The sequence below is a fragment of the Novosphingobium sp. G106 genome, assembly GCF_019075875.1.
Taxonomy (GTDB): Bacteria; Pseudomonadota; Alphaproteobacteria; order Sphingomonadales; family Sphingomonadaceae; genus Novosphingobium.
Genome location: NZ_JAHOOZ010000001.1, coordinates 2,817,859 through 2,844,144 on the forward strand (window position 1 = coordinate 2,817,859; position 26,286 = coordinate 2,844,144).

25 protein-coding genes and 1 pseudogene are annotated in these 26,286 nt (G+C 66.6%); 13 read left to right on the forward strand and 13 right to left on the reverse strand.

All coding sequences use genetic code 11. The features are described from left to right. Nucleotides 1-2 precede the first annotated feature (2 nt). Both shc and KRR38_RS13460 read left to right on the forward strand, forming a co-directional pair. Nucleotides 3-1,964, forward strand: coding sequence for a squalene--hopene cyclase (gene shc, locus KRR38_RS13455; RefSeq protein WP_217402252.1), 1,962 nt, complete (start codon nucleotides 3-5; stop codon nucleotides 1,962-1,964). After that, nucleotides 1,961-2,623 carry a phosphorylase gene (locus KRR38_RS13460; RefSeq protein ID WP_217402253.1) on the forward strand — a complete coding sequence of 221 codons (663 nt, stop codon included), beginning with the start codon at nucleotides 1,961-1,963 and terminating at the stop codon, nucleotides 2,621-2,623. The genes shc and KRR38_RS13460 overlap by 4 nt, the downstream gene beginning before the upstream one ends. On the opposite strand, the gene hpnH is transcribed toward KRR38_RS13460, so the two are convergent. After that, nucleotides 2,624-3,784 carry an adenosyl-hopene transferase HpnH gene (gene hpnH / locus KRR38_RS13465; RefSeq protein ID WP_217402255.1) on the reverse strand — a complete coding sequence of 387 codons (1,161 nt, stop codon included), beginning with the start codon at nucleotides 3,782-3,784 and terminating at the stop codon, nucleotides 2,624-2,626. A 12-nt stretch (nucleotides 3,785-3,796) separates the two neighbouring features. Then, complete coding sequence (ispH, locus tag KRR38_RS13470; RefSeq protein ID WP_217402257.1) at nucleotides 3,797-4,771, reverse strand: 4-hydroxy-3-methylbut-2-enyl diphosphate reductase; 975 nt, start codon at nucleotides 4,769-4,771, stop codon at nucleotides 3,797-3,799. A gap of 189 nt (nucleotides 4,772-4,960) precedes the next feature. On the opposite strand from ispH, the gene KRR38_RS13475 reads away from it, so the two are divergent. Then, on the forward strand, nucleotides 4,961-5,569 hold the full coding sequence (locus KRR38_RS13475; protein WP_254514787.1) for an ABC transporter substrate-binding protein: 609 nt from the start codon (nucleotides 4,961-4,963) through the stop codon (nucleotides 5,567-5,569). Here the strand turns inward: KRR38_RS13475 and KRR38_RS13480 are convergent. From KRR38_RS13480 to KRR38_RS13515, 8 genes are all read right to left on the reverse strand, one after another. Further along, on the reverse strand, nucleotides 5,566-5,997 hold the full coding sequence (locus tag KRR38_RS13480; RefSeq protein ID WP_217402259.1) for a DUF2141 domain-containing protein: 432 nt from the start codon (nucleotides 5,995-5,997) through the stop codon (nucleotides 5,566-5,568). The two genes, KRR38_RS13475 and KRR38_RS13480, sit on opposite strands and share 4 nt — an antisense overlap. Continuing rightward, nucleotides 5,994-7,943: a 1-deoxy-D-xylulose-5-phosphate synthase gene (gene dxs / locus KRR38_RS13485; protein ID WP_217402261.1), complete on the reverse strand. Its 1,950-nt coding sequence runs from the start codon at nucleotides 7,941-7,943 to the stop codon at nucleotides 5,994-5,996. The genes KRR38_RS13480 and dxs overlap by 4 nt, the downstream gene beginning before the upstream one ends. Nucleotides 7,944-8,016: 73 nt before the next feature. After that, nucleotides 8,017-8,913, reverse strand: a complete 897-nt coding sequence (locus KRR38_RS13490; protein ID WP_217402262.1) for a ferritin-like domain-containing protein — start codon at nucleotides 8,911-8,913, stop codon at nucleotides 8,017-8,019. A gap of 72 nt (nucleotides 8,914-8,985) precedes the next feature. Continuing rightward, on the reverse strand, nucleotides 8,986-10,047 hold the full coding sequence (locus KRR38_RS13495) for a class I adenylate-forming enzyme family protein (RefSeq protein ID WP_217402272.1): 1,062 nt from the start codon (nucleotides 10,045-10,047) through the stop codon (nucleotides 8,986-8,988). Then, on the reverse strand, nucleotides 10,035-10,544 hold the full coding sequence (locus KRR38_RS13500) for an AMP-binding protein (RefSeq protein ID WP_217402274.1): 510 nt from the start codon (nucleotides 10,542-10,544) through the stop codon (nucleotides 10,035-10,037). The genes KRR38_RS13495 and KRR38_RS13500 overlap by 13 nt, the downstream gene beginning before the upstream one ends. Next, on the reverse strand, nucleotides 10,541-11,437 hold the full coding sequence (locus tag KRR38_RS13505; RefSeq protein WP_217402276.1) for a TIGR03619 family F420-dependent LLM class oxidoreductase: 897 nt from the start codon (nucleotides 11,435-11,437) through the stop codon (nucleotides 10,541-10,543). The genes KRR38_RS13500 and KRR38_RS13505 overlap by 4 nt, the downstream gene beginning before the upstream one ends. Nucleotides 11,438-11,447: 10 nt before the next feature. After that, a complete protein-coding gene (locus tag KRR38_RS13510) occupies nucleotides 11,448-12,401 on the reverse strand; it encodes a Rieske 2Fe-2S domain-containing protein (RefSeq protein ID WP_217402278.1) in 954 nt (317 codons plus the stop codon). Nucleotides 12,402-12,531: 130 nt separating this feature from the next. After that, nucleotides 12,532-13,917, reverse strand: coding sequence for a tetratricopeptide repeat protein (locus KRR38_RS13515; protein ID WP_217402280.1), 1,386 nt, complete (start codon nucleotides 13,915-13,917; stop codon nucleotides 12,532-12,534). A gap of 198 nt (nucleotides 13,918-14,115) precedes the next feature. Between KRR38_RS13515 and KRR38_RS13520 the strand changes: the two genes are divergently transcribed. Then, nucleotides 14,116-15,069, forward strand: a complete 954-nt coding sequence (locus KRR38_RS13520) for a cation diffusion facilitator family transporter (protein WP_217402282.1) — start codon at nucleotides 14,116-14,118, stop codon at nucleotides 15,067-15,069. Here the strand turns inward: KRR38_RS13520 and KRR38_RS13525 are convergent. Continuing rightward, entirely contained in the window at nucleotides 15,050-15,442 is a 393-nt protein-coding gene (locus KRR38_RS13525) for a response regulator (protein WP_217402284.1), read from the reverse strand. The two genes, KRR38_RS13520 and KRR38_RS13525, sit on opposite strands and share 20 nt — an antisense overlap. Before the next feature lie 141 nt (nucleotides 15,443-15,583). Between KRR38_RS13525 and KRR38_RS37755 the strand changes: the two are divergent. The 7 genes and pseudogenes from KRR38_RS37755 to KRR38_RS13555 form a co-directional block, all read left to right on the forward strand. Next, nucleotides 15,584-15,676 (forward strand): annotated as a pseudogene (locus KRR38_RS37755) (hypothetical protein); the annotation flags it as partial. Nucleotides 15,677-15,701: 25 nt separating this feature from the next. Beyond that, nucleotides 15,702-15,851 carry a hypothetical protein gene (locus KRR38_RS13530; protein WP_217402286.1) on the forward strand — a complete coding sequence of 50 codons (150 nt, stop codon included), beginning with the start codon at nucleotides 15,702-15,704 and terminating at the stop codon, nucleotides 15,849-15,851. After that, entirely contained in the window at nucleotides 15,848-16,567 is a 720-nt protein-coding gene (locus tag KRR38_RS13535) for a Crp/Fnr family transcriptional regulator (protein WP_217402288.1), read from the forward strand. Before KRR38_RS13530 ends, KRR38_RS13535 begins: the two co-directional genes overlap by 4 nt. Before the next feature lie 65 nt (nucleotides 16,568-16,632). Then, a complete protein-coding gene (gene serS, locus KRR38_RS13540; protein ID WP_217402290.1) occupies nucleotides 16,633-17,928 on the forward strand; it encodes a serine--tRNA ligase in 1,296 nt (431 codons plus the stop codon). A gap of 214 nt (nucleotides 17,929-18,142) precedes the next feature. After that, nucleotides 18,143-18,904: a 5'/3'-nucleotidase SurE gene (surE, locus tag KRR38_RS13545; RefSeq protein ID WP_217402292.1), complete on the forward strand. Its 762-nt coding sequence runs from the start codon at nucleotides 18,143-18,145 to the stop codon at nucleotides 18,902-18,904. Next, entirely contained in the window at nucleotides 18,901-19,707 is an 807-nt protein-coding gene (locus tag KRR38_RS13550; RefSeq protein ID WP_217402294.1) for a M23 family metallopeptidase, read from the forward strand. The genes surE and KRR38_RS13550 overlap by 4 nt, the downstream gene beginning before the upstream one ends. Next, nucleotides 19,704-20,735, forward strand: coding sequence for a TrkA family potassium uptake protein (locus KRR38_RS13555; RefSeq protein WP_217402296.1), 1,032 nt, complete (start codon nucleotides 19,704-19,706; stop codon nucleotides 20,733-20,735). The genes KRR38_RS13550 and KRR38_RS13555 overlap by 4 nt, the downstream gene beginning before the upstream one ends. Here the strand turns inward: KRR38_RS13555 and KRR38_RS13560 are convergent. Further along, nucleotides 20,732-21,124 carry a DUF1761 domain-containing protein gene (locus KRR38_RS13560; RefSeq protein WP_217402298.1) on the reverse strand — a complete coding sequence of 131 codons (393 nt, stop codon included), beginning with the start codon at nucleotides 21,122-21,124 and terminating at the stop codon, nucleotides 20,732-20,734. The genes KRR38_RS13555 and KRR38_RS13560 overlap by 4 nt on opposite strands. A gap of 71 nt (nucleotides 21,125-21,195) precedes the next feature. Between KRR38_RS13560 and rimO the strand changes: the two genes are divergently transcribed. Together rimO and KRR38_RS13570 are read left to right on the forward strand one after the other, a co-directional pair. Then, nucleotides 21,196-22,566, forward strand: coding sequence for a 30S ribosomal protein S12 methylthiotransferase RimO (gene rimO / locus KRR38_RS13565; RefSeq protein ID WP_217402300.1), 1,371 nt, complete (start codon nucleotides 21,196-21,198; stop codon nucleotides 22,564-22,566). A 333-nt stretch (nucleotides 22,567-22,899) separates the two neighbouring features. Beyond that, nucleotides 22,900-25,248, forward strand: coding sequence for a S8 family peptidase (locus tag KRR38_RS13570; RefSeq protein ID WP_217402302.1), 2,349 nt, complete (start codon nucleotides 22,900-22,902; stop codon nucleotides 25,246-25,248). On the opposite strand, the gene KRR38_RS13575 is transcribed toward KRR38_RS13570, so the two are convergent. Further along, the gene (locus KRR38_RS13575; protein ID WP_217402304.1) at nucleotides 25,245-26,222 is read right to left on the reverse strand and encodes a magnesium and cobalt transport protein CorA; all 978 of its coding nucleotides are present in this window, start codon (nucleotides 26,220-26,222) and stop codon (nucleotides 25,245-25,247) included. The genes KRR38_RS13570 and KRR38_RS13575 overlap by 4 nt on opposite strands. Nucleotides 26,223-26,286 lie beyond the last annotated feature (64 nt).

Sequence of the window (26,286 nt, forward strand, 5' to 3'; positions counted from 1 at the left end):
CCATGCGCTCCGAACTCCCAGACGACGTCCAGCCCGTCGAGATTCGCGCAAGCCTCGATGCCGCCATCGACCGCTCGGCCGCGGCCCTGTTCTCCCGCCAGCGCGACGACGGCCATTGGCTGTTCGAGCTGGAAGCCGACGCCACGATTCCCGCCGAATACATCCTGCTGCGCCATTATCTCGGCGAGCCCGACGACCTGGAACTCGAAGCCAAGATCGCCACCTATCTGCGCCGCCGGCAGTCGACAGAGCACGACGGTTGGCCGCTCTACCACGACGGCGGTTTCGACATCAGCGCGACGATCAAGGCCTATTACGCGCTGAAGATGATCGGCGATTCGCCCGAGGCACCGCATATGGCGCGTGCCCGCGCGGCGATCCTGCGCGCCGGCGGGGCCGAGGCCGGCAACGTCTTCACCCGCATCCAGCTCGCGCTGTTCGGCGCGGGCCCCTGGCAGGCGGTGCCGACGATCCCGCCCGAACTGATCGTCGCGCCGCGCTGGTTCCCCGTTCACCTGTCCAAGATATCGTACTGGGCGCGCACGGTCGTGGTGCCGCTGCTGGTGCTCTGCGCGCTCAAGCCCAAGGCACGCAATCCGCGTGGCATCAGGGTGGACGAGCTCTATTCGGGCAAGCCCGCCCGGCTCACCAGCCAGGCCGCGCACGTCCATCGCGGCTGGAAGCTGTTCTTCGAGGGCCTCGATCTGGTGCTCAAGAACGGCGACCGGCTCTGGCCGCCGCCGCTGCGCCGCAAGGCGATTCGCCTCTGCGAGGAATGGGTGACCGAACGGCTCAACGGCGAGGACGGGCTCGGCGCGATCTATCCGGCGATGGCCAACAGCGTGATGATGTACGACGTGCTCGGCTATCCGCCCGAGCACCCGACGCGCGCGATCGCGCGCCAGTCGGTAGAGAACCTGCTCGTGGTCAAGGACGACGAGATCTATTGCCAGCCCTGCGTCTCGCCGATCTGGGATACGGCGCTCGCAGCTCACGCCATGCTCGAAGTCGGCAGCCCCGAAGCGGTCGCACGGGCCGATCGCGCGCTCGATTGGCTGCGCCCGCGCCAGGAACTCGAAGTCGTCGGCGACTGGGCCGACCAGCGCCCCGACGTTCGGCCCGGCGGCTGGGCGTTCCAGTACAACAATGCCCATTACCCCGATCTCGACGACACCGCCGTAGTGGCGATGGCGATGGACCGCGCGTCTGACCGGCGCGGCGGAGCGGACGACGAAGCGGTAGCCCGCGCGCTCGAATGGGTCGAGGGCCTGCAGAGCCGGGGCGGCGGTTGGGGCGCCTTCGACGCGGACAACGACAAGGAATACCTCAACAACCTGCCCTTCGCCGATCACGGCGCCCTGCTCGATCCGCCGACCGCCGACGTCAGCGCGCGCTGCGTCTCGCTTCTCGCGCAGAAGGGCGAACCGCTCGGCACGCAGCGGATGAAAGCGGCTCTCGCCTATCTCGAACGCGAGCAGGAACCCGAAGGCAGCTGGTTCGGCCGTTGGGGCGTCAACTACATCTACGGCACCTGGTCGGTGCTCTGCGCCCTGGCGCGCGCCGGGATCGACCGGCAGCACCCGATGATCGTCAAGGCGGTGAACTGGCTGAAAACGATCCAGAATGCCGACGGCGGCTGGGGCGAAACCTGCGACAGCTATGCGTTGGACCGCAAGGGGCATGAGCCTGCCCCATCCACGGCCTCGCAGACCGCCTGGGCGGTGCTGGGACTGATGGCAGTGGGAGAGGGCGATTCGGCCAGTGTCGAGCGCGGCATCCGCTGGCTGGTCGCGAACCAGGCTGCGGACGGGCTGTGGGGGCAGGAACTCTACACCGGTGGCGGTTTCCCGCGCGTCTTCTACCTGCGCTACCACGGCTATCCCTGCTACTTCCCGGTCTGGGCGCTGGCGCGCTACCGCAACCTCAGGCAGGCCAACACGGACCGCGTCGATTGGGGGATGTGAAGCCCGTTATCGTCGTCACGGGGCTTGAGCGCGAGGGCGCAGTCCTGTGCAGCGAAGGCATTCAAGTGCTCGCCGGCGGCGGTACGCCGGCGCGGCTCGCTGCGGAGCTGGCGCGGGCAGCGCCTGGCGCGACGGGCATCATAAGCTTCGGCATGGCCGGCGCGCTCGATTCGACGCTGAAGCTCGGCCAGTGGGTCATCGGCGACCGGCTGACGGGGGTCTTCGATCAGACCTGCGATCCGCGCTGGGTCCGGGCGCTGGCCCAGGCCCTGCCGGGCGCGCGCATCGGCGCGGCCTACTGCGACGGCCGCTTGATCGCCGATCCCGCCGAGAAGCAAGCGCTCGGCGCCGGCTACGACGCGCTGTCCGCTGATATGGAGAGCCACGTCGCGGCGCAAGCGGCAGCCAGCGCCGGCCTGCCTTTCGCCGTGCTGCGCTGCATTTCGGACGAGGCGGGTGCACGCCTGCCGCCGGCAATCGCCGTGGCCATGCGGCCGGACGGAGGGCTGGCGCTGGGTGCGGTGCTCGGCTCCATCCTGGCTCAGCCGGGGCAACTACCGGCTCTGCTTGGCAGCGTCAGGGGCTTCGCGCGCGCCTACGCTGCACTCAGGGCCGGCGCGCGGGCAGCCGGCCCGCGCCTGGCTTTCGATCTGCGCTGATCAGGCCGCGCGCGTCGCCCGGCGGAAGCCTTCGGGATCCTCGACCTTGATCCGCTCCATCGCCGTCTCGACCTGCCCGGCATGGACATCGACAGCCGGCCGCTGGTTCGACAGGTCGATGTCGGGTGCCATCGGACCTTCTGTGCGAACCCCGCGCATGCCTACCTTGAGGAACTCCAGCGGCCGCTTCATCGAATCGCGCGCCGCGGTGCCCTCGAAGCCGCAATGGACCATGCAGTTGGCACACTTCTCGTACTTGCCGACGCCGTAGTCTTCCCAGTCGGTGCCTTCCATCAGTTCGGCGAAAGTAGGAACATAGCCCTCGCCGACCAGATAACAGGGCTTCTGCCAGCCGAAGACCGTGCGCAGCGGCATCGACCAGGGCGTGCATTCGTAGCTGCGGTTGCCGGCGAGAAAATCGAGGAACAGCGGCGAATTGGTGAACATCCAGGACTTGCTGCCGGCCTTCTTGCGCTGCTTCCCTTCGCGGAACAGGTCGCGGAACATCGTCTTGGTCCGCTCGCGGTTGAGGAAATGCTCCTGGTCGGGCGCGCGTTCATAGGCATAGCCAGGCGAGATCGTCGTCTCGACGCCTCGCGCCGCCATGACGTCGAGGAAATCGGCAAGCCGCGCCGGATCGGCATCGTTGAACACGGTGCAGTTGATCTGGACGCGGAAGCCCTTTTCCAGCGCCAGGTCGATCGCTTCGAGCGCGGTGTCGTAGACCCCGTCCTGGCAGACCGACTTGTCATGCATCTGCTGGTCGCCATCGAGATGGATAGACCAGGTGAAGAAGGGCGATGGCTTGTAGTCGCCGATCTTCTTTTTCAGCAGCAGGGCGTTGGTGCAGAGGATGACGAACTTCTTGCGCGCGATATAGCCCTCGACGATCCGGGGCATGTCACGGTGCAGCAGCGGCTCGCCGCCAGCAATCGACACGGCCGGCGCGCCGCATTCCTCGATCGCCGCCATGCACTCGTCGAAAGACAGGCGCCGATTGAGGATCGCATCGGGATAGTCGATCTTGCCGCAGCCCTTGCAGGCCAGATTGCAGCGTAGCAACGGCTCGAGCATCAGCACGAGCGGATAACGGCCGCCCTTGATCTGGTTCTTGATGGCATGGGCGGCGATGCGCAGCACCGGCTGGATGGGAAGTGTCATGAATGGGGGTCCTTACCGGCTCGCCGCCTGCTTGAGAGCGGGCGTGCGCAGCGATCGCGGCAGACCGAAGGATACGTTTTCCTCGATTCCCGCCATTTGCGAAACTGCGATATCGCGGATTTCCGCGATCCTTTCGATCAGGCCGGTGACCAGCTCCTCCGGCGCCGAAGCACCTGCGGTGATCCCGACCGTGGCGACGCCGTCGAGCCAGGCCGTGTCCAGTTCGCTCGCATCGTTCAAGAGATGTGCAGGCACGCCATATTCTTCGGCCAATTCGCGCAACCGGTTCGAATTGGAGCTATTGCGCGCTCCGACGACGAGGATGAGGTCACTTTCAACGGATAGATCGCGCACCGCGTTTTGCCGGTTCTGCGTGGCATAGCAGATGTCGGAAACGTCGGGCCCGACGACATCGCTGAAACGCCGATGCAGTGCGTCGATGACTTCGCGGGTGTCGTCGACGCTAAGTGTCGTCTGCGTCAGATAAGCAATCTTCATGGCGGGATCGAGCGCCAGTTCCTCGACGTCCTTCGGCGTGGAGACGAGATGCACTGGTGCATCGATCTGGCCGATCGTACCCAGCACTTCAGCATGGCCGGCATGACCGATCAGCACGATCGTGCGGCCCGCCGCGACGAAACGCCGGCCGTGGAGATGGACCTTGGTGACCAGCGGGCAGGTCGCGTCGAACACCGGTAGCCTGCGACTTTCTGCCTCGGCCTCGATCGAACGGGCCACGCCATGCGCGCTGAATACGGTGTTCGCCCCGTCCGGGATTTCCGCCAGTTCCTCGACGAAGACAGCGCCCTGCTCCCGCAACTTGCTGACGACGTGCGGATTGTGGACGATCTCGTGGCGCACATAGACGGGCGAGCCGTCGCGTTCGAGAAGGCGTTCGACGATTTCTATGGCGCGATGCACGCCAGCGCAGAAGCCCCGAGGCGCTGCCAGTAGGACCTTGAGTTTGGGTTTGCCGTCTTCGATCATAGAGATATCCGCAGTCCCGCCCGATTAGTGGTCCCGTCATTCCCAGGCGACTATATATAGGCGCGACACCTGAGACTTGACCAGAGGCTAAGCCAGACGCTTTTCAAGGGCAAACCAATCTGTTGCACCGTTCAGCGGAGTTAAATTTGGTTCACCTTAGGGACAGCTTCCCATCATCAGAGGTAACGCATGAGCAGGATGAATTGGCTTGGCCTGGCCCTCGGCACCGTCGCGGCAATCACGGCTCCGGCGGCGCTGGCGCAAACCTCCGATCCCGCCGGCGGCACGGTGCAGACCCTGCATAACGGGCTTTTGTCGATAATGCATGCCGGCGCCTCGGCCGGGCAGCAAGGCCGTGCACGCCAGATCGGACCGGTGATCGACCGGACTTTCGATATTCCCCAGATGACCCGCCTCGCGGTCGGGCCGAGCTGGAATAACATTGCCCCCGCCGATCAGTCGGCCCTCGTCACCGCCTTCCGCTCGTTGACGGTCGCGCAGTACGCCAAGAATTTCGACGGCTTCTCGGGCGAGCGCTTCACAATGGCGCCTCAGGTCGAGACGCGCGGCGGCGACAAGCTGGTGCGTACGACGCTGGTCGTGCCGAACGGAAGTCCGGAATCGCTGGGCTACCGCCTGCGCCAGTCGGGCGGCCAGTGGAAGATCATCGATGTCTATTATCGCAATTCGATCAGCCAGTTGGCGACCCGCCGCGCCGATTTCGCCCGGGTGCTCGCCTCAGGCGGCGCCAAGGCGCTGATCGCCCACCTCGGCGAACTGGCTGCGAAGCCGCACTAACGGCGCGGCGTGGGTCCGCTCGGTCCCATAAAATAGCGCATGTCGAAGCGGATCACTTCGGCGCGCGCCTGATGCTGAAACACGGCTTCGGCCCATTTCGGCGGACTCATCCGGATCCGGGCATTGCGCGAGAAGCCGACGCCTTCCTTGGGAATGCCGAACAGCCCGCGATCGGTTTCACCGTTGCCGTTCTCGTCATGGAAGGCCTGCACCGCGAAGGAACCCGCCGGCACATTCGCCACCGTGACCGTAGTGACACCGGCCCGCGCCGGCGCCTGCCCATGAAAAGGGCAATTATCCTTGAGGAACCTGTCCTGCGGACAGATGTCGACCACCACCTGCCCGCGGTTGTTGCGCACGTTGCCGACCTCGATCGTCAGCGTACCCGCCGCCTCTGCCAGGGCAATCGCCCCCAGCAGGATACTCAAGCCCGCGCCTCGCTGACCCCGGCGCTGTTGTGGCGCAGGGCTTTCAGCACGGTATCGACGATCTGCGGGGCGTTGAGGCCGGCGGCGTCGTACTGCTTGTCGGGCGCGTCGTGGTCCTGGAAGAGGTCGGGCAGGCGCATCGTGCGGATCTTGAGGCCGCCATGGGCGCTGTCGGGGTCGGTCAGGCCCTCGTCGCTGGCCATGGTCAGGACATGGGCGCCGAGCCCGCCGACCGCGCCTTCCTCGACCGTGACGACGACCTCGTGCGTCGTGATCAGCTTGCGGATCAGGTCCTCGTCGAGCGGCTTGGCGAAGCGCAGGTCGGCGACCGTGGTCGACAGCCCCTTGGCGTCGAGCTGGTCGGCCGCCTTGAGCGCTTCGGCCAGCCGCGTGCCCAGCGAGAGCAGCGCGATCTTGTTGCCCCCCTTGTCATTGCCGCGCACGATCCGCCCCTTGCCGATCTCGAGCCGCTCGGGAACCTCGGGCAGCGGCACGCCGACGCCGTTGCCGCGCGGATAGCGGAAGGCGATCGGGCCCGCGTCATGCATGGCCGCGGTATGCGTCATGTGGACCAGCTCGGCCTCGTCGGCCGCGGCCATGACGACCATGTTGGGCAGGGTCGCGAGGTAAGTGACGTCGAACGAGCCCGCATGAGTGGCGCCGTCGGCACCGACGAGGCCCGCCCGGTCGATGGCGAAGCGCACCGGCAGGTTCTGGATCGCGACGTCGTGGACCACCTGATCGTAGGCGCGCTGCAGGAAGGTCGAATAGATCGCGCAGAACGGGCGCATGCCCTGGGCGGCGAGGCCCGCGGCGAAAGTCACCGCGTGCTGCTCGGCGATGCCGACGTCGAAGCTGCGGTCGGGGAAGGCCTCGCCGAACTTGTCGAGCCCGGTGCCCGAGGGCATCGCCGCGGTGATCGCGCAGACCGTGCTGTCGCGCGTCGCCTCGGCGATCAGCGCTTTCGCGAAGACGTTGGTATAGCTCGGCGGACCGGCGGCGCCCTTGGCCTGCTCGCCGGTGACGACGTTGAACTTCTGCACGCCGTGGTACTTGTCGGCGCTCTGCTCGGCCGGGGCGTAGCCCTTGCCCTTCTGCGTGACCACATGGATCAGGCACGGACCCTCGGCGGCGTCGCGCACGTTCTCGAGCACCGGGATCAGCTGGTCGAGGTTGTGACCGTCGATCGGGCCGACGTAGTAGAAGCCCAGCTCCTCGAAGAAGGTGCCGCCCATCGCCATGCCGCGGGCGAACTCGTCGGTCTTCTTGGCGGCGCGGTGCAGCGGCTCGGGCAGCCGGCGCGAGACGCGCCGCGCGAGATCGCGGATGCCGAGGAACTGGCGCGAGGAGACCAGCCTGGCGAGATAGGCCGAGAGCCCGCCGACCGGCGGCGCGATCGACATGTCATTGTCGTTGAGGATCACGACGAGGCGGCCCCCCGCCTGCTTGGCGTTGTTCATCGCCTCGTAGGCCATGCCCGCGCTCATCGAGCCGTCGCCGATCACCGCGATGCCGCGGCCCGGCGTGCCCGCCAGCTTGTTGGCCACGGCAAAGCCCAGCGCGGCCGAGATCGAGGTAGAACTGTGCGCCGCGCCGAACGGGTCGTACTCGCTCTCGCTGCGCTTGGTGAAGCCCGAGAGCCCGCCGCCCTGGCGCAGCGTACGGATGCGGTCGCGGCGGCCCGTGATGATCTTGTGCGGATAGGCCTGGTGACCGACGTCCCAGACGAGACGGTCGGCCGGCGTATCGAACACATAATGGATCGCCACGGTCAGCTCGACCACGCCGAGACCCGAGCCCAGGTGCCCGCCGGTCTGCCCGACGGCAGCAATCGTCTCGCTGCGAAGCTCGTCGGCCAGCTGGCGCAGCCGCTCCGGCGGAAGCTTGCGCAGGTCGTCCGGACTATCGATCGTATCGAGCAACGGGGTGGCCGGTTCGGCAGTCATTGTGACCTCTTAAACTCCCGACCGCTGCTATCGGTCAAGTGAAGTGAGGAAGCAGTCGCCCGAATACAGGTACTTAAGGGCGGTTCCGCCATCCCACAAGCCGCAACGCGAGCCGAATCATCTTCGGGACGAAGCGCGGACGCACCAGTCGATCGTCATAAACGCCCAACCTCCGATCATTTTCCGCCAGGCATATCTTCGCCAGTTCGGTGAAGGTTACCTCGACTCCCAGTTCCTTCGAACCGTTGAGGGTGAAATTGGTGTCCTCGCCTTTCGGGTTGGCGCCCATGCCTTTAGCGAAGCTCATGCGTTCGGCGATGAGAAACAGCCAGACCGCGAGCACCTTGAGCTCGAAATAGGGCCGCCGCCACCAGGGCATGTTGCGCCGCCACCAGGCGACCCAGTTGACGAAGAACAGGATATGGCGCCCTTCCTCGCGCATGACCGGATCGAACGTGTCGACCAGCTCCTGCGGAAAGAAGCCCGGATCGGCCGCCAGCTTGAACAAGCCGAAACCGAAGAAACTGTCGATGCATTCCGAGTAGCCGGTGACCATGAAGGCCCACTCGGCATCGCGGGGCGGCTTCAAGTCCTCCGCAGGCGGGATCGCGATACCATAGGCCTCGACCAGATTTGCAAGCACGATCTTGTGACGGGATTCCTCGAAGGCATCCATCTCTACCGCGGACCGGAGCAACGGATGACCGATCAACTTGGCGTAGGTACGCACATTCAATCCCGCGCGTTCCTCGACGGCCACCGCCACATCCCAGATCGGCAGCGACTTGATCTTGCCTTCCGTGTCCGGATCGAGCTTTGGCCAATCAAGAAGCGCCGGGCGATAAGGGTCATGAGTGTCGAGCAGCGTCCGGCACATCAGCGTGAGATGCGCCTCGCTGCCGAGTTGGACGTAACCTCTCGGCAGGGGTTCCGTCGCATCGTATTCGCCCCAAGGCGCGGTTATGCTCATCGTTTCTCTTAGCCAAATCAGCAACCCGCCTAACCATACCCTGGTTTAGCGGCGTGGCTAGACCGAACTGATTCAGACGAACAACGCTTCCACCTCCACCTTGCGGATCTTGCCCGAAGGCGTGAGCGGGAAACTCTCGACGAAGCGCCAGCGGCGCGGGACCTTGAAATGGGCTATCCGCTCTGCGGCGTGGGCCTCCAGCTCGTCGGGCTCGATTGCGGACAGGCCTTCGCGGAGCTGGACCGCGGCGCCGACGATCTGCCCCCAGCGCGTGTCCGGCACCGCCACCACGGCCACTGCTTGGACATCCGGGTGGGCCAGCAGGCAATCCTCGACTTCGGCCGGATAGATGTTCTCGCCGCCGCGGATGATGACGTCACGTGACCGCCCATGAACCCGGATGTAGCCTTCGGCGTCGAGCGAGGCGAGATCGCCGGTATGCAGGAAACCGTCGGCATCGATCGTCGCCGCGGTCGCCTCGGGCATACGGAAATAGCCGTCCATCACCACCGGGCCGCGCACGCAGATCTCGCCGACTTCCCCGACCTGCAAGGTCCGGCCGTCCCGATCGCAGATCTTGACTTGGGTGTGGGCGATCGGCCGGCCGACCCTCTCGGCCGCCAGCACGGGAGCCTCGCCCGGCAGCGTCGAGCTGATCATCGGGCATTCCGACTGGGCGAAAGCGACGATGACGGTGACGCCGTCCTCGAGCAGCCGCTCGATCAGCGGCCGCGGCACTTGCGCCCCGCCCGAGCCGACCGAGCGCAGGTCTCGCGCCGCCGCGGCCCAGCCCGGCTGATCGAGTAGCGCGTAGATCATCGTCGGCACGCCGCCGATCCGGGTCGCGCCGCACAAATGCATCAGCCGGACGAATTGCGCCGGATCGAAGCGGTTCATCACCACGTAGCAGGCGCCCACGGTCATGCAGCCGAGCACCAGGCTGATCGCGCCGCCCATGTGGTTGAGCGGCACCGGGTTGATCCAGACGTCGGTCTCGTCGGCGTCGGCGGCGACCGCGCGCAGCCAGGCGCCGTTCAGCGCGACGCGGTGCGACATCGCCGCGCCCTTGGCCTTGCCGGTGGTGCCCGAGGTGAACTGGATGAGGAACAGGTCGGACGCCTTTACCGGGGGCACGGCACCGCGCGCGCCGTGGCGATCAGGCTGCGCAGGTCCTCGAGCGGAAAGACCCGATCGTCTCCCATGATCGCCGTCCCCCGCCCTATCAGCGGCTCGCCGCGCGTGTCGAAGCCGGCGAGCAGCAGCGCGGGATCGGTCAGGTCGCGCGCGTGGCGGCATTCGAAATCGGTCCAGGCCGGGTTCCATGAGGCGATCGCCATGCCCGCCAGGGCGCAGCCATATTCGATGAGGATCCACTCGACCGAATTGCGCGACCAGACCGCGATGCGCGATTGCGGCGGCGCGTGGGCGAGCAGCCAGGCGGCAACCTGCTCGGCCTGGGCCAGCAGTTCGGCATAGGTCATCGAGCCGATGCCGTCGCCTTCGGGCCAGGCGAGTGCCCGGCGGTTCGGAAACAGCGTCGTGGTCCGCCGCAGAGTGTCGCCGACGGTACCGACGAGCAGGTCGGTGGAGGCATCGGGCGACCAGTGCGCCAATGGCAATTGATCCATCATTGGTTCTGCACCTTGGCGACCACTTCCTCGCCGAACCACTCGACCAGTTCGACATAGGCGCCCCGGCTCGGATGAGCGATGTTGACTGTCGCCCAGGTAACGCCCGCCGCGCGCAGGCCATCGAGCGCGGCGAGGAAGCGCTCGGCAGTCTCGGCGTTCGGCGCCTTGATCCGCATCCGCGGTCCCAGGACGATATCGAATGTATCCGCCTTGCCCAGCCCGGCGCGCTTGTCGCGGAGCCGGTCTATCAGTTCGGCCAGATGTGCATCGGACTGCACGCCGCTCTCGGCGTTGATCTTGCTCATGCCGGGCGTCGCGTAGAACGGGCACCAGCCGTCGCCCCACCGCGCGGCGCGGTCGAGCGCCTTGCCGCTCGATCCGCCCACCCAGATCGGCGGCGCGGGATCGGGAACGGGCCGCGCTTCGTTGCCCGGTTCGACGATCTCGCCCGCCCAGACCCGGCGGATCGTCCGCAACGCCTCGTCCGCAAGCACGCCGCGCTGACGAAAATCGACACCGAGCGCATCGAACTCGGCCTTCTGGTAACCCACGCCGACGCCCAGGATCAGCCGCCCGCCCGAGAGCACCTGGACCGTGGCCGCGCCCTTGGCCGTGACCAGCGGGCTGCGATAGCCGAGCACGACGATGTTGGTGTGGAGCATCAGCCGCCTGCTCGCCGCCGCGACGAAAGCGAGCCCGGCGAAGGGATCGAGCGCATCATGCCCGAAGCCGCCGCTCAGCCATTGCGCGTCGGGCGCGGGGTGATCGGTGATGAAGCAGGCGTCGATCCGCGCTTTTTCCAGCGCACCCGCCATCTCGGCGATCGCCGGCATGGACTGGAATTCGCCCGCCGGATCGACGACGCCCAGCGGTAGTTCCGCGGTGAATTTCATGCCCCGCCCCTCAAGCGTAATATCTCTGGAAGAACTCGCGGTAGGCCAGGATCGGGCCGTCGCCTTTCACAAGAATGGGGTTCGACAGGTACTTCTTGTGCTTCCAGATGCGGATGTCCTGTTCGAGCTGGCGCCAGGTCTCACGGATCAGCGCCCGGGTGACGTTGACCTTGCGCTCCTCCAGCACGGCCGGAACGAAGTACTGGTGCCGCAGCAGCGTGTGCCCGCGGTCGATCGGCGTGTGCATCTGCATCAGCAGCATTTCGGTGATACCGTGGAAGCGGGTGAAGGAAACCCCGGGCCCCGGCGCACGCACGGTGATCTTGCCGTCGATGTCGCCGCGCGGCGTGGGCATTCTGGTCGAGACCGAGCTGTAGCGCGTATAACCGTCGATCTTGAGCTCGGGCACCGGAGGGCTCCTGGTGCCGTGCAGCGCGGCGAAGTGGGCGATGTCGGCGCCGTTCTCGGTCAACTCCTGCACGGGGATGTCGACCACCCAGTCGCGGTACTCGTCGGCGACCCAGCCCTCGTCGCCGATCTCGGTGACCGGCGAGAGCTCCCACAGCGGCACGGCCTTGTGCGGGTGCCACCAAACGAAGACCATGCCCATGTCTTCGTAGACCGGCCAGGCGCGGTCGCAGGCGCGGGCCAGCTTCGGCGGTATCTTGGGCGAATAGGGGATCGCGGTGACGCGCCCGTCGCCGGCATATTGCCAATGATGAAACGGGCACTGCAGGTCGTTGCCCACCACCTTGCTGTCATAACCGAGGTGTGCGCCGAGATGCGGGCAATAGGCATCGAGCACGCGCGCCGCGCCGTCCTCGCCGCGCCAGAGCACGAATTCGGTATCGATCAGTTCGAGCGGCTTGACCGCGCCGGGGCCGAGTTCTTCTGACCGGGCGACCGCAAACCACCCGAACGGAAGCGGCAGGTCATAGCGCTTGGCCGAAGATGCCTTGTCCATCGCTGCTCTCCATGGGCCGGTGGCCGACTTCCGAGCAGCAATCTAAAATGCAAATTCGAAGTTGCAATTCATTGTGCGAGGACAGACTGGGCGCCGCTCAGGAGCCCCGCCCCGCGCCTGACGATGCCGATCAGGCCGCTTCCGCCACGGCAGCAGCGGAAGCCATATCGACCGGCTGCACGATCAGCGTGACGCGATCGTGGCCCACCGCAAGATCGAGCACCTCGCCCGCGCGGACCTGGATCGGCTTGGGGAAATGGTGGAGTATCTGCAGCCAGCCGCCGTCGGAATAGCCGTCGGGGTGATTATCGAAGGCAATGCCCTCGGCGAGGTCGATGTGCATCCACTGGACGATGCCGGTCGCGACGCCGTCTTCGAGGACGGGAACGCTGATGTGCTGCAGGTCGCTCTCGTGGCGCTTCCGGGTCAGGTCGACGCGGACCAGTTCGATATCGGCGGACAGGCGCCGCCAGTCGGTCATCGTGCCGTGGATCGGCAGTTTCATCGCAGCGAAATCGCCGAAGCTCGACAGATCGAAGCCCGACACCTGGTCGACGAAGACATAATCGTTGAGCACGTTGCTCTCGACCAGGCAGCCGATTGCGCTCGCCGCACGCGGGATGACCACGGCATCGTCCTTGAGCAGGCGTGCATGGGCATCCTCGAAGGTGTCGAGGACGTTCTCGGTCAGCAGGTCGCTCGACAGGATTTCCGATACCAGGATGTCGGCCGGAGCATCGAGTTCTGCACCGACCGCAAGACCCGTGGACAGTTTGCCGAAGATCCGGATCTGGTCGGCGTAGCCATTCTGGGCAACGATCCGCCGCGCCATGTCGGCGATGATCGGAACGGCTTCGCAAGCCACGACCGACCCGGCGCCGGCCCGCGCCGCCATCATCGACAGCAGGCCGCTGCCGGTGCCGATATCGAGGACCGTGGCGTCCGGACCGACGCTGGCGATCGCCGCCTTGATTGCCGCCTCGAAAGCGTCGTTGCGCCGCCGGTCGTTCATCATCGGGATGTGCCAGAAAGGCACCTGCTCCGCGCACATCCTGCGCATCTGGTGACGGAGTTCCACGTTGTCCGGCTGCAGAGCCAATGCGCGCCGCCATTCGCCGAGCGCTTCCAGCGACCGGCCTTCGCGGGCGAGCATCACAGCGTAGTTGTTCGCCGCAATCGCGTTTTCAGGGTCTGAGCGACAGGCTCTCTCGAGACAGGCCACCGCTTCGTCCGACCGGCCCAGGCGTTCGAGGAGCAGGCTTTTCTCGTGCAGCGCAATCGGATGATCGGCAACGATCGCCAGCAAGGCGTTCCATTGCGCAATGGCTTCGTCCAGCGCGCCGCGTTGAGCGATGATCCCGGCAAGAATGGGCAGGACGTCGACCACGCGATAGCCGAGCTCGATCACCAGTCGATAACGCGCCTCGGCCTCTGCGAAATTTCCGTCGGCCTGAAGCTTCAGCGCCCCGTGCAGATGATTTCGCGCGACCGTAACCTCGTTCGAATTGCTCAACACATTGAAACCCTTTGCGACGAGATCTGGCGGCCCTTTCCGAACTTTATTGAGGGATATGGTTTACAACTCGTAAACGCCCGGCCGTAAACGGCTGGTACCGGTGCTGGAGGCGCGACCGCTTTTTAAAGGCGACTTGGAGCCTGCCCCGCGCCTAGAACGTTTAGACCATCCCCAGCAGCTTGGCGGGTCTGCCCAAACGTGAATTCCGAAAGCTCCAAGGTCCTGATCATCGCGCTGGCAGCCAATGTCGGCATCGCCGCGGCCAAGTTCGTCGCCGCGGCGGTCACCGGGTCCTCGGCGATGCTCACCGAGGGCGTGCACAGCCTGGTCGACAGCGCCAACCAGCTGCTCCTGATGTACGGTCAGAAGCGCGCCGCCAAGCCGGCCGACGCGATGCATCCGGGCGGCTATGGGCGCGAGCTCTACTTCTGGAGCTTCGTCGTCGCGCTGCTCGTCTTCGCGCTCGGCGCCGGGGTCTCGGTCTACGAAGGGATCATGCACCTGCTCGAGCCCGAACCGGCGGTCTCGCCGCTGGTGGCCTATGCGGTGCTGGCCATCGCCTTCGCGCTCGAGGGCGGCTCGACCGTGGCCGCCTTCCGCGAGTTCAACGCCGCCCGGCGCGGCGCCTCGTGGTGGCAGGCGCTGACCGGGACCAAGGACGCGACGACGGTGATCGTGCTGCTGGAGAACGGCGCCGCGATGATCGGCATCGTCTTCGCCGCGATCGGCCTGGGCCTGTCGCAGCTCACGGGCGACCCGCGCTTCGACGGCGCGGCCTCGATCCTGATCGGCCTGCTGCTCGCCGCCGTCGCGATCTTCCTGGCGCGCGAGGCCAAGGGCCTGCTGATCGGCGAGGCAGCCGATCCGGCTCTCGTCGCGGGCATTCGCCGCGCCGTCGGGCGCGAAGGCATCATGGGCATCGGCGAGATCATCACGATCCACAATTCGCCCAACCAGATCGTCGCCGCGGTCAACGTCGATTTCGACAACAGCCTGACCGCCGGCGACGTCGAACGCATCATCGGCGAGATCGAGCGCGAGTTGCAGGCGGAATTTCCCAGCCTCTATCGCGTCTATGTGCGCCCGCACGAGGACGCCGGGCTGAAGTTCGGCGCCGGCAGGGGGATCGCCGTCAGCGCCGACGCTTCCTGACCCGACACTCGGCGGCGAGCACAGCGATGATCGCGGCGGGATCGGCCGGCTTCGCGATCACCGGGACTTTGCTATAGGCCGGCGGGATCAGCTTGGCCTCGTAGCCCGAGGTGAAGACGAATGGCGTGTTCCGAGCGAGCAGCGCATCGGCGACCGGGAAGCAAGATTCCGAACCCAAGCCGATGTCCAGCACCGCGGCGTCCGGCCAGCGGATGTCGATGAGATCGAGCGCGCGCGCGACCTGTCCGGCCGGGCCGATGACATAGGCCCCCGCCGCCTCGATATCCTCGGCAAGCGCCATGGCGATCAACTGCTCGTCTTCGACCACGAGAACGTGAAGTCCTGCGAGCACCCGCTGCGTGTCCGTTGCCACCTTAGCCCCACACTGATTTGAAGCCGCGGGTCTAGGCGCGGCAACCTTCGGCCTCGCCAACATTTGTTATAGTCCGCGCGATGGAACGGCCGACAAGTGTCGGCGTTGTTCCCTGCATCGTAACGGGCGACGAGGTTGACGATGCCGCACTTCTATTTCGATCTCTACAACGGCCATGGGCCTGTTCCCGACGACGAGGGTAGCGATCTGGCGGACCAGGCCGCGGCGCGGACCATGGCCCTCGATTCTGATCCGTTCGATGGTTTCCGAGGATGTCGGCAACGGCATCATCGACCTCACCGGACGGATCGAGGTGAAGGACCAGAACCGCACTCTGCTACTCTGCGTGACTTACCTGGAAGCCTTCCAGGTCCGCATGCCTCTCGACGCGCAGAAACACGGCGAATGATCGAGAAGCTGCTACTCAGGCTCCGCGCGCGGCACGATCTGTCCCCGGAAGAAGAGATCGCACTGCGCGAGACCCTGGTCGGGCCCGAGGACATCCCCGCCCAGAAAACCGTGGTGCGGCGCGGCGAGCGGCTCAACCGGTCGATCCTGCTGCTCGACGGCCTGATGTGCCGCTACAAGGACCTGCGCAACGGCCGCCGGCAGATCACCGCGCTGCATATACCCGGCGATTTCCTCGATCTCCACGGCTATACGCTGAAATACCTCGATCACGATCTGATGGCGATCGCGCCCAGCCGGGTGGCCTATGCGCCGCACGACCGGATCGACCGCATCACCGAGCAGTTCCCGCGCCTGACGCGGCTGTTCTGGTTCTCGACCAACCTCGACGCGGCAATGCACCGCGAATGGGAGCTGTCGCTCGGTCAACGCCTCGGCTCGCAGCGTGCGGCCCACTTGCTCTGCGAGTTGCATGTGCGGTTCGACATGGTCGGGATGACGCAGGACAAGGCCTTCGACCTGCCGATGAACCAGAGCGAGTTCGGCGAATGCCTCGGCCTTACCGTGGTCCATACCAACCGCGTCCTGCGCGAACTGCGCCAGCGCGGCCTTGCGGAATTCGCCAAGGGCCACGTCCGGATCCTCGATCTCGCCGGCCTCAGGGCCTTCGCCGAGTTCGATCCCGGCTACCTCTACCTCGAAAAGACGATAATCTAGGGAAAAGCCCGGCCACGGCACGCCAAAGTTGATGTGCCGCGGCGAACTTGGCATAGGCCGCGGCCATGCACGACATCCGCCTCATCCGCGAAAATCCCGAAGCTTTCGACGCCGGCCTCGCCCGCCGCGGGCTCGAGCCCTTGGCGCAGGCGCTGCTCGCGCTCGACGCGCAGCGCCGCGCCGTGGCGACGCGGATGCAGGAAGCGCAAAACCGGCGCAACGAGGCCTCGAAGGCGATCGGCGCGGCCAAGGCGCAGAAGCGCGACGAAGAAGCCGCCGCGCTGATGACCGAAGTCGCCGAGCTCAAGCAGACCCTGCCCGCGCTCGAAGAGGAAGAACGCGCGCTCGACGCTCGCCAGCGCGACGAACTGTCGCGTCTGCCGCAGATCCCCGTGGCCGAAGTCCCCGATGGTGAGGACGAGGCTGGCAACGTCGAAGTCTCGCGCTGGGGCACGCTGCGCAGCTTCGATTTCGCGCCCAAGGAGCACGCCGACCTCGGCCCCGCGCTCGGCCTCGACTTCGAGACCGGCGCGGCGATCTCGGGCGCGCGGTTCACGTTCTTGCGCGGCCAGATGGCGCGGCTTGCCCGCGCGCTCGGCCAGTTCATGCTCGACCGGCAGACCGCCGACCACGGCTACACCGAATGCGCGCCGCCGCTGCTGGTGCGCGACGAGGCCGTGTTCGGCACGGGCCAGTTGCCCAAGTTCGAGGAAGACCTGTTCAGGACCACCGATGGCCGCTGGCTGATCCCCACCGCCGAGGTCAGCCTGACCAACTCCGTCCGCGAGCAGATCCTGCCCGAAACCGCGCTGCCGCTACGTATGACCGCGCTCACGCCCTGCTTCCGCTCCGAAGCCGGCTCCGCGGGCAAGGACACGCGCGGCTACATCCGCCAGCACCAGTTCGACAAGGTCGAACTCGTTGCCGTCTGCCGGCCCGAGGAGTCCGAGGCTGAGCACGAGAAGATGGCGACAGCCGCAGAATCGATCCTCCAGGCGCTCGAACTTCCCTATCGCAAGATGCTGCTCTGCGCCGGCGACATGGGCTTCACCGCGAAGAAGACCTTCGATCTCGAAGTCTGGCTGCCCGGCCAGAACGCCTACCGCGAGATTTCCTCGATCTCGAACTGCGGCGATTTCCAGGCGCGGCGGATGAACGCGCGCTATCGGCCGGAGGCCGGCGCCGATGGAAAAAAGGGGGGCACCGAGTTCGTCCACACGCTCAACGGCTCGGGCCTCGCGGTCGGCCGCACGCTGGTCGCGGTGCTGGAGAACTACCAGCAGGCCGACGGCTCGGTTGACGTGCCCGCGGCACTGCAGCCCTACATGGGCGGCCTCGAGCGGCTGACGCCGGGGGGATAAATAGCCCGCTGCACGCAAAAGCATTTCCTACCCGTCGGGCCCATGGCACTGTTCGGCAGGCAGGAGATTGCGAAGGAAAAAAGAAATTCCCCCACGGGCGCAATCTGTAACCTGGCCGTTATAGTTTAGCGTTCTTAATGACTTACATCGACCAAGCAGGGTGACAGGGTGTAACTTGTGTAACCCTGCCGGATGATCCGAGAGCTGAAAAACCATGCGCATCCTGCTGACCAACGACGACGGCATCCACGCCCCCGGCCTCGAAGTGCTCGAGCGCATCGCGTCGCGGCTGTCGGACGATATCTGGATCTGCGCGCCCTCCGAAGAGCAGTCGGGCGCCGGCCATTCGCTCACTCTCACCCGCCCCGTGCGCCTAAGGCAGCACGATGCGCGGCGCTTCTCGGTCGCCGGCACGCCGACCGATTCCGTCACGATGGCGCTCAAGAAGATCATGCCCGAACCGCCCGACCTGATCCTTTCGGGGGTCAACCGCGGCGCCAACCTCGGCGACGACGTGACCTATTCGGGCACCGTCTCCGCCGCTTTCGAAGGCGCGCTGGCTGGCATCCGCTCGATCGCGCTGAGCCAGGTCTATACCAAGGAAGGCCTCGGCGAGAACGTGCCGTTCGAAGCCGCCGAGCACTGGGGTGAGGCCGTGCTGCGCCCGCTACTCGACCTGCCTTTCGCCGAGCGCACCCTGGTCAACGTCAATTTCCCGCCGCTCGCCGCCGATGCGGTCAAGGGCATCCGCGTCGTGCGCCAGGGCTTCCACGACTATGCCCGTGGCTCGGTGGTCGAGAGCACCGATCCGCGCGGCTTCCCCTATTACTGGTTCGGCCTGCACGGCATCGAGCACACGCCGGGCCACGAGACCGACCTCGAGGCGATCGCCGACGGCTATGTCGCGGTAACGCCGCTCCAGCTCGATTTCACCCATGCGGCCTCGCTCAGGTCGCTGGCGGCGCGCTACCAGTGAGGAAGGCGGCACTCCTGCCGGCGCTTGCGCTGCTGCTGGTCGCGGCGGCACCCAAGAAGACCGCAGAAACGCCGCTCGATCAGGAGATCGAGCACACCGTACTGGCCGGCGAGACGCTGGCGGGCATCGCCAACCGGACGAAAGTGCCGCGGATTTTGATCATCGAGGCGAACGGACTGAAGGCACCCTATGCCGTGCGCACCGGCCAGAAGCTCAAGATCCCGCGCACCGGCCGCTATACGGTGGTTCGCGGCGATACCGGTTTCTCGATCGCCTATCGCAACGGCGTGTCCTGGCGCGATATCGCCGTCGCCAACGGGATCGATCCCGAGAAGCCGGTGCGCCCGGGCCAGCAACTGCTGATCCCGACGATAATCGCCGTGCCGGACACGATCCCCGCGACGCCTGCCTCTGCGCCATCGATCCGCCTCGCCTGGCCGCTTGTCGGCGAAGTCCGCCGCGGCTTCACGCCGCGCAGCTCGGCCGACTTCCACGACGGGCTCGACATCAAGGGAGCCGAGGGCGCGGCCGTACGCGCCGCCGCCGCGGGCAAGGTCGCCTTCGCCGGTGCCGAGCCACGCCAGTTCGGCAACCTCGTGGTGATCGAGCACGGCGACGGCTGGGCCACGGCCTATGCCTTCCTCAGCCGCGTCACCGTAAAGAAGGACGAGGATGTCCGTGCCGGCGAGCGCATCGGCCTCGTCGGCCATACCGGCCTCGCCAAGGGGGCCGAGCTCCATTTCGAGGTCAGGCGCAACAGGCAGCCGGTCGATCCGGCGGAGGAACTGCCGGAGGCGAAATGAAGCGCAAGCGCGAAGCCCCGTTCCAGCCACTGCGCCGTACTACAGGCGTCTCGCTCTGGGCCGACGGGCTCCTCCGCCTCGCCGCCGCCTTCTTCCTCGTCTTCGTCGTCATCATGGTCCACTGGGTCGACCGGACGGGCCTCAAGGACAATTACGACAACCACGTCTCGTTCCTCGACGTGGTCTATTTCACGATGATCTCGATCACCACGACGGGCTTCGGCGACATCGCTCCGGTCTCCGACCGGGCGCGGCTGGTCGAGGCGGTGATCGTCACGCCGATCCGGCTGGCAGTCATCTACATCTTCGTCGGCACGGCCTATAACTTCATCATCAAGCGCAGCTGGGAGAAATGGCGCATGGCGCGCATTCAGGAGCGGCTGACCGACCATATCGTCGCGCTGGGCTTCGGCATCAGCGGGGCACAGGCGGTCCAGGAACTGATCGACCGCGGCACCGATCCCGCCTGCATCGTCGTGCTCGACAAGGATGCGGAGCGACTCAAGGAGGCCGAGGCGCTCGGCTGCAACGTCATCGAGGGCGACGCGACGCGCGACGAACTGCTCGTCGCTGTGCGGATCGACAAGGCCAGGGCTGTGCTCGTCTCGGCCGGGCGCGACGACACCTCGATCCTGATCGTGCTGACCGCGCGGCACCTCGCGCCGAACGTGCCGATCAGCGCCGTCGTCCGCGCCGACGACAACGAACTGCTCGCCCGCCAGGCCGGGGCGGACAACGTCATCAATCCGGTGCGCTTCACCGGCCTGCTGCTCGCCGGCTCGGCCCAGGGCAGCCATATCGCCGACTATCTGTCCGATCTCGCCTCGGTCTCGGGCCGCGTCCAGCTCGTCGAGCGGCAGGCAATGCCGGAGGAAGTCGGCCGGCCGCTAGACCAGTGCGGCAATGGCAAGGCCCTGCGGATCTACCGGGGCGGCGTGGCCATCGGCTTCTGGGAGGCCGGCGCCGCGAAAGTCCAGTCGGGCGACGTCATCGTCGAGATCGTCCCGACCGCGTCCGAGGAGGCCTAACCGAGCGCCCAGAAAGTCGTGCCCATCACCAGGTAGGCAACCAGCCAGAAACCGCAGTCGATCAGCCGATCACGCACCGCCATCCCATGCCGCGCCTGCGACAGCCAGACCGCCGGCATGACGAAAGCGATCGCAAGGCCGCCCGACTGCATGAAGTAGAGCCAGGGCTTGGCATGCAGCGTCTCCGGCCCGATCCGTGCCAGCGAATGGCCGAGCATGGCGGCGGCGATCAGCATGACGATCACGACGACGCCATAGGACTTGGCCGGTCCGCCGCTGCCTTCGAGCAGCGGCCTTCCGGTGCGGAACAACGGCCCATGCCAGACGATTCCGACCGCGACCGCAAGGTTCGCCGCCAGTATTACCGCCACCCAGTTGATTGGCCCCATGTCCGCTCCCATTTGCCCTCGATGCATCACGGTAGCGAAATCATCCCCCCTTCGTGTAGGGGGCGCCGCATATGGCAATTGAACTTCCCGCCCAACCCCGGGTCGGCATGGTCAGTCTCGGCTGTCCCAAGGCCCTGGTCGATTCCGAACGCATCCTCACGCGGCTGCGCGCCGATGGCTATGAGATGAGCCCCGACTATGCCGGCGCCGACGTCGTGCTGGTCAACACCTGCGGCTTTCTCGACTCCGCCAAGGAGGAAAGCCTGGCCGCGATCGGCGAGGCGATTTCCGAGAACGGCCGCGTCATCGTCACCGGCTGCATGGGCAATGAGGCCGAGGCGATCCGCGCCAAGTTCCCCGACGTGCTCGCAGTCACCGGCGCGCATCAATACGAGGCCGTGGTCGAAGCCGTCCACGAAGCGGCGCCTCCGGGACAGGGTCCGTTCGTCGACCTGATCCCGCAGCCGGACATCAAGCTGACGCCGCGCCACTACAGCTATCTGAAGATCTCCGAGGGCTGCAACCACGCCTGCTCGTTCTGCATCATCCCGCAGTTACGCGGAAAGCTCGTCAGCCGCCGGATCGACGCCGTGCTGCGCGAGGCGGAAAAGCTCGTCGCCGCGGGCACCCGTGAACTGCTGGTGATCAGCCAGGACACCTCGGCCTACGGCGTCGACATCAAGCACGAGAGCCGCGACTGGCATGGGGCGCCGGTCCGCGCCCACATGACCGACCTCGCCCGCGAGCTCGGCCAACTCCGCACCGCAGACGGACGGCCGCCCTGGGTGCGGCTGCACTACGTCTACCCCTACCCGCACGTCGATGCGGTGATCCCGCTGATGGCCGAGGGGCTGCTGACGCCCTACCTCGACATCCCGTTCCAGCACGCCAGTCCAAGCGTACTCAAGGCGATGAAGCGCCCGGCCAACGAAGCCAAGGTGCTCGACCGGCTTCGGTCCTGGCGCGAGATCTGTCCCGACATCGCGGTGCGATCGAGCTTCGTCGTCGGCTTCCCCGGTGAGACCGAGGCCGATTTCCAGTACCTGCTCGACTGGCTCGACGAAGCCCAGCTCGACCGCGTCGGCGCATTCCGCTTCGAGCCGGTCGCCGGTGCCTCGGCCAACGACCTGCCTGACGCCGTGCCCGAGGAGGTCAAGGAAGAACGCTACGCCCGAATCATGGCCAAGACCGAGGCGATCAGCGCCGCCAAGCTCGGAGCCAAGGTCGGCCGCGTCCTGCCGGTGATCATCGACGAAGTCGGCGAACCCGACGAGGACGGCGATCTCGGCGCGACCGGCCGCAGCCAGGCCGACGCGCCCGAGATCGACGGCAATGTCTTCCTGCGCAACGTGCCGGAAGGCTTGGCGCAGGGATCGATCGTTGACGTCCTCATCGAGGATGCGGACGCGCACGATCTCTTTGGAGTCATTGCCGAAAACTGAGCCTTGCGGGAGCCTGAACGAGGCCTATCGCCCCAGCGATACCAGTTGCAAAATGTGCAATACCCACGGTAGTTTTCGCATTTGCAGCATGTATCCGATTCGACCATATGGGGCGGGCCTTTCAGGCATCCTCTCCCAATTAAACCTTTCATGGGCTGGTCTTCGGATCGGCCCTTTTTTTGTCCAGGGCCGGCCGACGAGTGCCTTCCTTGCCACGGTTGACCAGAAGTTCGGGCAAAAGTTCGGAATGATTGGGAATTTGGTCATCCGCCCGGGCCCACTATCGACTAGATTTGCAGGCCACCCGATTCGGGAGCTGAGGAGCGCTTAGGGGTGCGTCATCGGTTTGGTGCAAGTACGGCGCTGGTAACGCTTGCCCTGCTGGCCGCTTGCGGCGGCGGCAGCGGTACGAACAGCACCCCCACTCCGACACCCAGCCCTACCCCGCTGGCGACACCCACGCCGGCGCCTGCCCCCACGCCGACACCGACGCCGGCCGCGGTTTTCGATACGACTGAATACCGCCAGTCCAGCGGACCGTCGTTCCATAACGCGATCTCCGCCTGGCAGCGCGGCGCTACCGGGCAAGGCGTGACGATCGGCATCGTCGACAGCGGGATCGACACGACCAATCCCGAATTCGCCGGCCGTATCTCCGCCGCCTCGGCCGACGTCGCCGGCAGCCGCGGCATCCAGCCGGAGGACGACCACGGCACCCAGGTCGCGCTGGTCGCCGCGGCGGCGCGCAACAACAGCGGCGTGATGGGCATCGCCTACCAGGCGACGATCATGGCCCTACGCGCCGACACGCCGGGCACTTGCGCCGATACCGCCAACGACGGCTGCACTTTCAGCCAGACAGCCATGGCCGCCGGAATCGACCGCGCGGTGCAGAACGGCGCCAAGGTCATCAACCTCTCGCTCGGCGGCACCGGCCCCGGCCCCACGCTGCGCGCCGCGATTGGTCGAGCCGCCACGGCCGACGTGGTCGTGGTCGTCGCTGCGGGCAACGACGCCGACGGGACGAACACTTCAGCCGACCCCAACAATCCCGACGGTCTGGCCTCCGGTCTGCGCGCCGCCGGCAACGGCAACGTCATCATCGCCGGGTCGGTCGACAAAACGGGTACCATTTCGAGCTTTACCAATCGCGCCGGAACCGAGGCGAACTGGTACCTAGCCGCGCTCGGCGAGCAAGTCTGCTGCGTCTACGAAAACGGCGCGATCAAGATAACTACCACAAACGGCCAGCAATTCGTCACCGTCGTTTCGGGCACAAGCTTCTCGACGCCGCAAATCGCCGGCGCGGTCGCGCTGCTGCGCCAGGCCTTCCCCAACCTCACCGCCGGCCAAACGGTGGACCTGCTACTTCGCACCGCGCGCGACGCCGGCGCGGCGGGAACCGATCCGACCTATGGCCGCGGCATCCTCGACATCGCCAACGCCTTCGCGCCGCAAGGCACCACGGCGGTCGCGGGCACTTCTACCGTCTTGGCGCTCACCGATAGCACCGGTGCCTTGTCGCCTGCGATGGGCGACGCCGCGCAAAGCGCCTCGCTCGGCACCATCGTGCTCGATTCCTATGGCCGGGCTTACGGCGTCCAGCTCGCCGGCTCGCTGCGCGGCGCGCGCCCGCAGCCCCGGCTTGCCGGCATGCTGATGACGCGCTCGCACGAAGTGACCGCCGGTTCGTCCGAGCTGACGCTCGCGTTCTCGGTTGCCGGCAACGGCCGCCCCGTGTTGCCCATGTCGCTGCGCCTGTCGCGCGATGATGCGGACAGTGCCCGCGTGCTCGCCGGGCGGGTGATCGCGCAACTCACCCCCGACATGCGCCTGGGCTTCGCCTTTGCCGAGAATTCCGACGGCATCGCCGCCTCGCTGCGCGGCAGCAACCGCCCTGCCTTCCTCGTCGCCGGTTCGCCGCTCAACGACACGGGCTTCACCCGCGAGGCGCCGCTGTCGGTCGGCCTGCGCCGCCAGCTTGGCCCCTGGGGGCTGACCGTCAGCGCCGAGCACGGCCGGGTCCGCGACGACACACCGCGCCCGGCCGGCAGCACCCTGCGCGACCGGCCCGACCTCGGTGTCACCGATCGCTTCGGCCTGCAGCTCGACCGGCGGCTCGGCAATCTCTCGCTCGCGCTAGGCGCCAGCTGGCTGCACGAGCGCGACACCGTGCTCGGCGCGCGCTTCAACCCCGCGCTGGTGCCCGATGGGGCCAACAGCCTGTTCCTCGATCTCGACGCAGCCTGGCAGCTCGACGAGAGCTGGCAGCTCGGCGCCACCGTGCGCCGCGCCTATACCCGGCCGGGTAGCGGCGGGCTGCTGGCGGATGGCTCGCGGCTCGTCGCCCAGGGCTGGGCCGTCGACGTCACGCACCTCGGCATCGTCCAGGCGCAGGACAGCCTGGCGCTGCGCATCGCCCAGCCGCTGCGCGTCGAGAACGGCGGCTTCGTCTTCGACCTGCCGACGGCCTATTCCTACGCCCTGCTCGCAGCGGAAAACAGCCGCCAGCGGCTCTCGCTCGTCCCGCGTGGCCGCGAGATCGTCGGCGAGATGGCCTGGCGCGGCGCACTCTGGGGCGGGTCAGCTTCGGCCAGCGTCTATTTCCGCAAGGATCCCGGCAACTACGCGGCACAGCCGACCGAGAAAGGCATCGGCCTGCTCTGGACGGGCAGCTTCTAAAGCCAGCCGATCCGCTTGAAGCGGAACCACAGCCCGCCGCAGACCAGCGCGATTAGCCCGAGAATGGCGTAATAGCCGTACTGCCACTTGAGCTCGGGCATGTGCTCGAAATTCATTCCGTAGATCCCCGCGATCGCCGTCGGCACCGCAAGGATCGCGGCCCAGGCGGCGAGCTGGCGGGTCATCTCGCCCTGGCGATGCTGTTCGAGCAGGCTTGCGGTCTCGACAATGCTGGCCAGGGTATCCTTGAGCCCCGTGGCGCGCGTCAGCGAGCGCTGGACGTGATCGAGCACGTCACGGAACCAGACGCGGGCTTCGGGATCGACCATGTCGAGCTGGTGGCGCACCAGTCGTTCGCAGACCGCTTCCATTGGCCCGATGATGCGTTCGAAACGCCGAAGCTGACGGCGCAGGCGGAAGATGCGGCGGATCGTCGAGGGATCGGGGAAGGCCTCGACCGTGCGCTCCTCCATCATCTGAACCGACAGTTCCAGCTTGTCCATCAGGGGCTGATAGCCGTCGACGATGAAGTCGAGGATGGCGTGGGCGACGTAGTCCGGCCCTTCCGCGAGGTGCTCGATGTCGGTCTCGAGCTTGTTGCGCAGCGCCAGGTGCGCGCGGGTCGAGCCCAGCCGGACGCTGACGATGAAGTCGCGGCCGAGGAACATGGCGGTCTGGCCATATTCGATCTTCTCGCCCTCGGGGATCTCGGCGGTGCGCGCGACGATGAACAGCTGCTTGCCGCCATAGACCTCGGCCTTGGGGAGCTGATCGGCCTTGAGCGCGTCCTCCACGGCCAGCGGGTGCAGCCCGAACTGGACGCGCAGCAGTTCCATCTCCTCGGTCGTCGGCTCCGCCACGCCAACCCAGTCGAAGCAGCCCTCGGGCAGCGGCGTACGCGGATCGCCGTCGATCGCGAGGTCGGTCTGCGAACACATTCCCGAGGTGTAGCGGCGCGAGGCAACGACTGGCATAGGGGGCTTGTGGCAAACCGGGACCCGGCTGGCAATGCGCCCCGCCCCACATCGAGGAACCCGC